The following is a 10,425-nucleotide window of genomic DNA, read 5'->3' as shown; positions in this document are numbered from 1 at the left end:
CTACGCCAAAACGACTTTTGCAATGGGGTCAGGCATGCCTGACCCCATTGCAAACAAGGCGCCGAAAGGCATAACCAAAACCGCCGAGGCTCTAGTCAGGGCTGGATGAAAGTTCCATGGCAGGTCAGTAGATTCGAAATGATTAAGGAGCTTTTGACGACACCCGCAAAACGCGCATTTTTTTTATCGAGACGATATTATTTTCGCCACCCGATGTTATCCATTCGGACAATCAAATCCGACGCCGCAGCGGCATTCTCAACTTGTGCCCAATGTCACGAACTGTTCAGAAAATCGTCGGGTAACTTTCATCCGGACGTCATCCACGCCCCCTACCCGTCGCGCGTTCGCGTCACCGTCGTCGCTGACGGCCGCACGGACGCCATGTCTCACCGGATGTCGACATCCATGCACCAGGGGTTACGTCGTGTTTTCTCGTCATGTTGCTTTTCGTCATTTTCTGAGCGCCGGCGTCACGCTCGCCGTCATGTGCCCGGCCGGCGTCACGCTGGCGCAGAGCGCGTCCGCCACGACCGACGCCGCCGCCGAGGCGCCGACCGAACAGCTCGATGACATCATCGTCTATGGCCGCGACAAGGTCGGCCTGCTGGAAACCACGCCGAGCGAAACGCTGTTCGGGCTGTCCAAACCGCTGGTGGAAACCCCGCGCGCGGCGACCTTCGTCTCCGAAGCGACGATCCAGCGCTATGGCATCGAGGAAGTGGACGACCTGATCGCCATCGCGCCGGGCGCCTTCACGGCCAGCTTCTATGGCGTCAAGGGCTCGGTGAACCTGCGTGGCACGCTGGCCGAGACCTACTATCGCGGCTTCAAGCGCATCGAGAACCGCGGCACCTACCAGACGCCGCTGGCGGCCGCGAGCCAGATCGAGATTCTGCGCGGCCCGCCGACGTCGATCTTCGGCCCCGGCAAGGTCGGCGGCTTTCTCAACATCACGCCCCAGGGCGGCCGCAAGGCCAACGGCCAGCTGATCGACAGCCTGACCGGAGACGTCGAGGCGACGGTCGGCAGCTACGGCAAGTTCAACGTCGCCGGCAACCTCGGCGTGCCGGTCTCCCTGGGCACGGTCGAGGGCGCGGTGCAGGCCTATGCGGAATACGAGAATTCCGACAGTTTCTACCGGGGCATTCACCCCGAGCACAAAATCTTCCAGCTCACCGGCGATTTCGATTTCAATGAGCGGCTCAACCTCACCTTCGGCGGCCTGATCTACCGCTCGGAAGGCTATATCCAGACGCCGGGCTGGAACCGCCTGACGCAGGAGCTGATCGACAGCGGCACCTACATCACCGGCCGCGACACCACCATCGCCGACACCGACGGCAACGGCCGCATCTCGCCCACCGAGATCGGCGGCTCGCTGGTGGCCGGCTATTTCGGCTACACGCCGACCCCCAACGCCCGCTTCACGCTGGACGAAGGCGTTGGCACCACCAAGCTCGATCGACGCACGGTGTTCGTCAGCGACGCCGACTTCTCCGACTCCCGCACCAACACCTTCTACCTCGGCCTGACCCAGGCGCTGGGCGAGCGGGCACGGGTGCGCCTGCAGGGCTTCTACGACGATCTGGAGAACAAGCGCTTCGTCAGTTACGGCTTCCCGGCCTGGTATGACGCCCGCGTGTTCGAGGTGCGCGGCTCGGTCGAGTTCCCGCTCGATGTCGCGGCGCTGGGGCTGGAGTCGCGCCACGCCGTCGGCGCCGGCTATCGCGACTATGACGGCACCCGCAAGGAAAGCTTCAACTCGGGCTATCTGGCGATCGACCGTCGCGACCTCGCCTACGGCCCGACCGCCGGCGACGTGTTCGACGATCCGTTCCGCAATCCGGCGATCAGCTGGGACAACGACATCCACAGTCGCTGGACCGACAGCGGCCTGTTCCTGCAAAGCGACCTGACGTTCGCCAACATCGTCAACGTGATGCTCGGCGCACGTTATGACTGGTACGACCTCGACACCCACGACAGCGGCGCCCGGACCGGCAACGCCATCATCACCGGCGCGACCGATGGTGGCGACTTCACCTACAACGCCAGCATCAGCCTGAAGTCGGGCATCGGCCTCATTCCCTACTTCACCTACGCCAAGAGCTCGGCGCTGGAAGGCAGCCAGGCCGGCGACATCTCGCCGGTGCTGATCAGCCGCGGTCAGTGGCTGTCGGACTCCGACCTCAAGGAAGCCGGCCTGAAGTTCGACCTGTTCAGCCACTCGCTGGTGGGCGCGCTGTCGGCCTACAAGCAGAATCGCACCCGGCTCAGCTCCACCAACAGCGTCGTCGCCACCACCGGCAAGGGCGTCGAGCTGGAAGCACGCTGGCTCATCAACGACAACTTCAGCGCCACCTTCGCCGGCAACGTGCAGAAGACCACCATCGAAGGGCCGGACGCCGGCTTCATCTACATCCCGGCCTATGTCACCGGCCTGAGCGGTGACCGCGCCTATGGCGGCACCTACGCCGTGTACAACTTCTCGACCTCGGCTGTCGGCTATGCCGGCGACTATGAGCTGCGCAGCATCCCGCGCTCGACGTTGAGCCTGTTCGGCAGCTACATCACCGACCCGCGGTCCTGGGGCCAGGCCGGCGGCACCATCGGCATCACCCGGGTGTCGAGCACGGCGACCCGGCTTGCCGAGCCGGTGGTGTTCCCCGCCTACACGCTGGCCAACGTCTCGGCCTTCATCACCGTCGGCCGGACCCAGCTCACCGCCAACATCAACAACCTGTTCGACAAACGCTACTTCCAGCCGGCCGCCGATACCTACGTCAACATGGCGGCGCTGCCGGGCAAGGGCCGGGAGTGGCGCCTGACGCTCAAGCACAGCTTCTGACGTCGCCGCCTCGGGCTCGAAACACACGCGCGGGCGTTCGTCGAGACACGGACGCCCGCGTTGCCGTCTGGCGGCCGGACATTGACACCCGTGCCGGGCGCGTTGCAACGTTCACGTCCTTGAGTCCGGCGGGCCGGTGTCCGCCGGCGGTGGCCAGATGGCGAACGGGGCGGGCAACCACGAGCGATGGCGGAATTTCTCGAACAGCTGATCGTGCGCACCAAACTGACGCCGCCGCTGGGTCGCCGCCGCCTGATCCAGCGCACCCACCTCGCCGACGCCGCCGGTGGCCAGGACCGCCGGCCCCTGACGCTGGTGACCGCACCGGCCGGCTACGGCAAGACCAGCCTGCTCGCCTGCTGGCATGCCATGGCCGCCGAGCAGGGCGGCGTGGCCGCCTGGGTGTCGCTCGATCCCCAGGACAGCCACCCCGGCCGCTTCGCGCGTCACCTGATCGCCGCCGTGCAGGCCAGCCGACCGGCGTTCGGCGACATCCTGCTGCGCTACCTCGACACCTCGGCCAACCCCGATGTCATCCGCATCGCCACCGCCCTGGTGCATGAACTGGCACAGTCGGGCGAACCGGTCAGCCTGTTCCTCGACGACCTGCACCTGATCCGCCAGACGCCCACCGAACAGCTGATCGAGCGGGTGCTGAACGCCAACCTCGCCAACCTGCAACTGGTCGCCGCCACCCGCTACCTGCCGAGCATGGACCTCTCCCGCCTGCGCCTCGACGGCATGGTGCGCGCGGTCGACTCCGCCGATCTCAGCTTCGACTACGCCGAGACCGCCTCCTTCCTGCGTCAGGTGCCCGATCTCAGCTTCGACGACGCCCAGGTGGCGCAGATTCACAGCCGCTCGGAGGGCTGGGTCGCCGGCCTGCAACTGATGGTCAGCGCGCTGCTCGGGCCGCGCGGCGCCAAGGACCTCAGCGCCGCGCTGTCCGGCACCTTCCGTGATACCGCCGACTATCTCGCCAGCGCCGTGCTCAACAACCAGCACGACGAGGTGCGCGACTTCCTGCTCCAGACCTCGATTCTCGACCGCTTCAACGCCGGTATCTGCGCGGCGGTCACCGGCAATCCGCGCAGCGCCGACATCCTCGACCAGCTTGACCGCGCCAGCCTGTTCATCGTCGCGCTCGACGACGACCGCCAGTGGTTCCGTTACCATCACCTGTTCCAGGATTTCCTCCAGGGCACGCTGCGACGGCAGCATCCCGGCGACGTGGTGGCGCTCTACCGTCGCGCCTCGCTGGCCTGCCGGGAGGCCGGCGAGGGCGCCGACGCGGTGGGCTATGCCCTGCTCGCCGGCGACCGGCCGATGGCCGCCGAGATCGCCCAGGCCCACGCGGAAGCCCGCATCCTTGCCGGTTACATCCCCGAGACCACCCGCTGGCTGCGCTCGCTGCCGCCGGAGCTGGCCAGCGAGCGGCCGGGCCTCGGCAGTCTGGAATGCCTGTGCTGGTGGCACAGTTTCCAGCAGCGCGAGGCGACCAGGGTGCTGGCCCATACCGAGCATCTGCTGGGCCGGCCCGAGCGGCCGCTGCCCACCGAACACCTGGCCTCGCTGCTCAACGAACTGGCGCTGCATCGCGCCGGCATCGAGGTGTGCGCCAGCGGCGACCCGGCGCGCGCGCTCGCCCTGCTCGACCAGGTGGCGCCCGACCGGCTCACCCCCTTCTATCAGGGCGTCTATCACAATGTGCGCGGCATCGCGGCGAGCGAGCTGAACCGCTTCGACGTGGCAACACTGGCGTTTCGCACCGCCAGTATCGTTCATCGTGGCTGCGGCTCGTCGCTGGGGGTCGCCTGCGCCTATTTCCTGCACGCGCTGATGGAGATCGAGCGCGGCAATCTGGTGCAGGTCGCCGACATCCTGGCCGAAGCGAGGAACGAACCCAGCTTCCGCCAGCCGTCGGCCCGCTACATCCACCCGACCATGCTGGAGACCATCCGCGCCGTCATCGACTATGAGCGCGGCGACAACGCGGCCGCCCGGCGGTTGCTGGAAGCCACACTGGGCCTGACGCTGGAAGTCGGCCACCTCAAAATGGCCTGCCTGGCCCACATCACCTACGCCCGCCTGCAGGTCAGCACCGGCGACTGGGCGGGCGCGCTGGCGACACTCGACCGGCTGGCGGGGCATCTGGAGCGCAACGAGCGCGGCAGCCTGCGCGCCCTGGTGCTGGCGGACTACGAGCGCATCCGCCTGCTGTTGCGGCTGGGCCGGCTTGACGCGGCGGACACGCTGGCCAGCCGCTACGGCATCGAGCTGGACGGCCCCGCGCCCGCCATCAGCGCCGCGTGGGAACGCCTGCCCTGCCTCGCCGCGCTGGCCTGGGCGCGCGCACGGCTCGTCCGCGGCGACAACCGGGCGGCGGCCGACCTGCTGGACCGGCTGCTCAGCCTCGCCGTCCACGCCGGGCGCCGCAAGCGCGCGGTCGAGATCGCGCTGCTGCTGGCCCAGGCCCGCCACCGGCTGGGCGACGCCGACCGGGCGCTGGAGCATCTGCGCGCGCTGGTGCGGCTGGCGCAGGAACAGGGGATGGTGCGCCAGGTCGCCGACGAGGGCGACAGCGTGCGCGCCCTGCTGCATCTGGCGATCGAGACCGGGGCACTGACGCCGGGGGAGCGGGAGTTCTGCTCGCGGGTGCTCGCCCTGCTGACGCCGGCGGACACGGCATCGACGGCGCCCGGCCTGCCGGCGGCGATCCGGCACGACGACTTCAACGCCCGCGAACGCCAGGTGCTGCGGCTGGCCGCCAGCGGCCGCACCAACGACGATATCGCCGCCGAACTGTCGCTCACCGCCCACACCGTGAAATGGCATCTGCGCAACATCTACCGCAAGCTGTCGGTGGAGAACCGCACGGCGGCGGTATCCGCCGCCAGGGCGCTGGCGCTGATCTGACCCGCCGCGACTAGCCTTTCGGCTAGTCAAGTCGGCGCGCCGCCACCGGAAAAATCACCCCCACTCGCCGGTCGAGCAGTTCCCGCCGGACAGCCGCCGGGGAATCCTGCACCGTCACGACGAGTCATGGCGCAGACCAGCCGGCGCGACGCTTGGGAACACATCCAGTTCAGGGGGAAAGACATCATGGTCATGACTTCACGCCAGCGGCGTGCCGGGTTGCTGTGGGGCACGACGCTCGCCGGGCTCGCCGTCCTGCCCGCCATCGCCGGCGCCCAGGAAATCGAGGAAATCGTCGTCACCGCCCAGAAGCGCGCCCAGTCGGTGCAGGACGTCGGCATCACCATGTCGGCCTTCTCGGGCGACGAACTTGGCCAGATGAACGTGAAGAACGTCGCTGAACTGGCCGGCAACATCCCCAACGTGCAGGTGAACTACGGCTTTGGCCAGAACGCCTTCAACATCCGCGGCCTTGGCATCAACGAGTTCTCGGCCAACCTCGATTCGCCGGTCGCCGTGCATGTCGACGAAGTCTACATGTCGAAGAACTTCATGACGACGATGATGCTGTTCGACGTCGAGCGGGTGGAAGCGCTGAAAGGCCCGCAGGGCACGCTGTTCGGCCGCAACACGACCGGCGGCTCGATCAATTTCTTCACCCGCCGCCCGACCGAGGAATTCACCACAGGCGGCACGCTGGGCTATGACAACTACGAGACCGTGCGCGCCGAGGCCTATGTCAGCGGCCCGCTCGGCGAGGGCCTGAGCGCCCGCCTGTCCGGCTTCATCAACGATCAGTCGAAGGGTTATTACCGCAACCAGACGCGCGGCGAGCGCGAAGGCTATGAGAAGAAGATCGGCCTGCGCGGCCAGCTCGCCTGGACGGGTGCCGCGACCACCGTGCTCGCCTCCCTCCACTACGGCCGCGACCGTTCCTCGCAGGTGCCCTATGAGGGCGTCGGCATCTTCACGCCCGACTCGCTGGCCGCCGGCACCCCCGCCTACTGCGACGACTATCTTGCCGGCACCGTCACCGGCACCTCGGCCAACTGCGTGCGTGGCACCGATGGCCTCAACCCCGGTGACGACGACCCCTACACCTCGAACAACAACCTGTCGCACAAGACGCAGAACCGCTCGATTGGCGGCATGGTGCGCATCGAGCATGATTTCAGCAACGCGACACTGACCTCGATCACCGGCTATGAGGACTTCCGCCGCAACCAGCGCGAGGACTCCGATGGCACGCCGGTCAACGGCATCGACGTCTACTGGTACAACAGCATCAGCCAGTTCAGCCAGGAACTGCGACTGACCTCGAAGGGCAACGAGCGCTGGAACTATGTGCTCGGCGCCTATTACGAGCACGACAGCTTCCGCAACAGCGACTATCTCACCATCGCCAATGGCGCGGCGGCCGGCTACTTCACGGACTACAGGCAGAAGCTCGACGCCATTGCCGTATTCTTCCACAACGACATCGCCGTCACGGACACGCTGAACCTCATTGCCGGCGTGCGCTACACCTGGGAGAAGGTCCGCATCGACGGTGGCACCGTGGCCGGCACCGGCATTACCGGCCTGGGCGGCCGCGAGCGCCCGACCGACATCCTGGTCACCACCGCCACCTCGTCGGCCATCGCCGGCGGCGACGACCGCAAGGACGAGGACGCCTCGTTCAAGCTCGGCGTCGAATGGTCGCCGGTGCTCACCAGCGACACCGTCGATGACCTGATGCTCTACGCCAACGTCTCGACCGGCTTCCGCTCCGGCGGCTTCAACGCCGCCTTCGCCGCCTCGCAGGACGCCTTCACCTCGCTGTCGCCGGAGAGCATCACCGCCTACGAAGGCGGCTTCAAGTCGATGTGGTTCGGTCGCCAGCTCCAGCTCAACGGCGCGGTGTTCCGCTACGATTTCCGCGACGGCTTCATCAACGTCGACAGCGACACCGCGCCGGTGCCGGTCACCATCAACGCCGCCAACATCGAGACCTGGGGCGCGGAACTCGACCTGCGCTGGCAGCCCGTCGCCGGCCTCGACATTGCCGCCGGCTTCGGCTGGCTCGACTCCGAGATCAAGAGCGACATCAGCAGCGGCGGCATCAGCCTCAAGGGCTTCTCACCGGTCAACTCGCCGAAATGGACGTTCAGCCCGCGCGTGCGCTACGAGCACCCGATCGGCGACGCACTGGTCGGTTCGGTGGCGGTGGACGCCAGCTACCGGTCGTCGCAATATCTGGAGGCGATCAACGCGCCGTCGAACCGGGAGGACAGCTACTGGATCGTCAACGCCCAGCTCGGCCTCACCGACGCCAGCGACCGCTGGTCGCTGACCGCCTGGGTGAAGAACCTGACCAAGTCCGAGTATCGCACCTACGTCAACGACCTGCCGGCCTTCGGCTGGGTGCTCAACATCTACGGGCCGCCGCGTACCTACGGCCTGACGCTCGGGCTGAAATACTGAGCCGCGATTGACCCCGGACCCTTCTTGCATTGGGAGCATTTCATGACCAGGACAGGCCTCGTCTATCACGAGCTTTACCAGTGGCACGACACCGGCAACCACGCCGGCTTCATCTTCCCGGGCTTTCCGTTGCAGCCCGGCATGCACAACGAACACCCGGAAACCAAGCGCCGGTTCAAGAACCTGCTGGATGTCGCCGGCATCACCGAGCAGCTCACCAGCATCAAGCCGCGCCATGCGACGCTGGAGGAAATCCTGCGCTTCCACACGCCCGACTATGTCGAGCGGGTGAAGGCGATGAGCGACGCCTATGGCGGTGACGCCGGCGAACTGACCCAGGTCGGCCGGGGCAGCTACGAGATCGCGCTGCTGTCGGCGGGCGGCGTCATCGAGGCGCTGGACGCGGTGGTCACCGGCAAGGTGGACAATGCCTATGCGCTGGTCCGTCCGCCCGGCCACCATGCCGACGCCGACAAGGGGCGCGGCTTCTGCATCTTCGGCAATCTGGTCATCGCCATCCGCCACGCCATGGCGGTGCACGGGCTTGACCGCATCGCCGTGGTGGACTGGGACGTCCACCACGGCAACGGCACCGAGACCGCTTTCTATGAAGACCCGCGCGTGCTCACCATCTCGGCGCATCAGGACAACTGGTATCCGCAGGGTCGCGGCCTGGTGCCGGATGTCGGCGCCGGCGCCGGCGAGGGCCGCAACATCAACGTGCCCCTGCCCCCCGGTTCGGGTGTCGGCGCCTATGAGGCGACCTTCGACCAGGTGGTGCTGCCGGCGCTCCACGCCTTCAAGCCGCAGCTGATCTGCGTTGCCTCGGGCTTCGACGCCAGCGGCTTCGACCCGCTGGGCCGGATGATGATGCACTCGGCCGGCTACCGCGCGCTCACCGCCAGACTGATGGCGGCGGCGGCCGACCTGTGCGACGGCCGCCTGATGATGGCGCACGAAGGCGGCTACAGCCCCTATTACGTACCGTTCTGCGGCCTGGCGGTGATCGAGCAGATGTCGGGCCTGCGCTCCGGCATCGAGGATCCCTATCTGGCGTTCGCCGCCGGCATGGCGGGCCAGGATCTCCAGCCGGGCCAGGCCGCCGTCATCGAGGCCGCCAGCGCCGTGCGCCGCAAATACCTGCCCTGATACCTTGCCGTTGAACTGGACGGCCAACCCCTTTCGGCCGTCACCATGGCCGCCGTCGCACCGCCGACGGCGGCCTTTCTTTCATTGATGCCGCACCACAGCGACCCGCGATCACCGTTTCATCGGCAGGATTTCGACCACCGACCAGTCACCGGTCTGCTTGCGGATTTCCGACAGCCGACGGTAATCGTCGCTGTTCCAGAACGCCCGCAGCGCTTGCGCCGAGGGAAATTCCACCACCACCATGCTGGCGTTCATCCAGTCGCCTTCCAGCGTCTCGATGTCGCCACGGCCGGCGCGGATCAGGAACTTGCCGCCATGCCGCGTGACCACGGCCGGCGCCACCGGCGCATATTCCTTGAGGAATCGGGCCTGATCGGTCAGTCGGACATAGAAAATCAGGTAAGCGCTCTCGGGGCCGAACGTCGCCTCGACACCGGGCAGCCCGTTGATTTCGGCGACGTCGAGCACCGACTGTCCAACACGCAGCTTCTTGACCTCCTGATAGGCATCGCTCCACCAGAACTGCTTCACGTCCTGCTCGGACGGAAACCGGGCGAGGATCATGAAGCGCGGCGCCCAGTTCCCCTCAAGAACACGCGAATTGACCACCGGCATAGCCACAACGGCGCCCTGATAGCCATAGTCGCGGATCACCTTGCGCATCGCGTCGGTATAGACGCGCTGGACCGCCAGATCCTTGTACCAGCCGCTCACCACGAGATAGCCGGACTGCGCCGGCTGGAGCTGAGCCGGTTGGGCGGGCTGGACCGGCTGGGCAATCGCCTGCCCATTGATAGCCAGGCTCAACAGGATCGAGCCAACCAATCGACCACCACGCATGCGTAAATCTCCCTCTTTCATGCCCCACTTGCCAGTGTCGAGTTAGCAGGTTGCGTCTCGTCGAGACGGACGACCAGGTCGCGTCCGTCAAGGTGGTGTAATTTCGGCTGTGGCCGTGGGCCATCGTCAGGCGGCTTTGGCGGTGATGTGTAGGGGCTGATTTTCCTCCTCGATCATGGGTTGGTTGAGTTCGGCCATGCCTT

At 66.7% G+C, this 10,425-nt stretch carries 5 protein-coding genes; 4 read left to right on the top strand and 1 reads right to left on the bottom strand.

Annotated elements, in window-relative coordinates:
- Positions 1-427: 427 nt before the first annotated feature.
- From ABU113_RS16745 to ABU113_RS16730, 4 genes are all read left to right on the top strand, one after another.
- Complete coding sequence (locus ABU113_RS16745; protein ID WP_454560607.1) at positions 428-2,851, top strand: TonB-dependent siderophore receptor; 2,424 nt, start codon at positions 428-430, stop codon at positions 2,849-2,851.
- A 186-nt stretch (positions 2,852-3,037) separates the two neighbouring features.
- Entirely contained in the window at positions 3,038-5,767 is a 2,730-nt protein-coding gene (locus ABU113_RS16740; RefSeq protein ID WP_454560606.1) for a LuxR C-terminal-related transcriptional regulator, read from the top strand.
- 186 nt (positions 5,768-5,953) lie between these two features.
- The gene (locus ABU113_RS16735) at positions 5,954-8,230 is read left to right on the top strand and encodes a TonB-dependent receptor (RefSeq protein ID WP_454560605.1); all 2,277 of its coding nucleotides are present in this window, start codon (positions 5,954-5,956) and stop codon (positions 8,228-8,230) included.
- A gap of 42 nt (positions 8,231-8,272) precedes the next feature.
- Positions 8,273-9,379, top strand: coding sequence for a class II histone deacetylase (locus ABU113_RS16730; RefSeq protein ID WP_454560604.1), 1,107 nt, complete (start codon positions 8,273-8,275; stop codon positions 9,377-9,379).
- Between the two features lie 111 nt (positions 9,380-9,490).
- Here the strand turns inward: ABU113_RS16730 and ABU113_RS16725 are convergent, their stop codons facing one another.
- Positions 9,491-10,222 (bottom strand): DUF1330 domain-containing protein, encoded by a 732-nt coding sequence (locus tag ABU113_RS16725; protein ID WP_454560603.1) that lies wholly within the window; start codon positions 10,220-10,222, stop codon positions 9,491-9,493.
- Positions 10,223-10,425 lie beyond the last annotated feature (203 nt).

The sequence above is a fragment of the Parapedomonas caeni genome, from assembly GCF_041060555.1.
Classification (GTDB): Bacteria; Pseudomonadota; Alphaproteobacteria; order Sphingomonadales; family Sphingomonadaceae; genus CAUJIW01.
The sequence above is the reverse complement of the archived record's forward strand: the minus strand, read 5'-3'. Positions and strand labels throughout refer to the sequence as shown.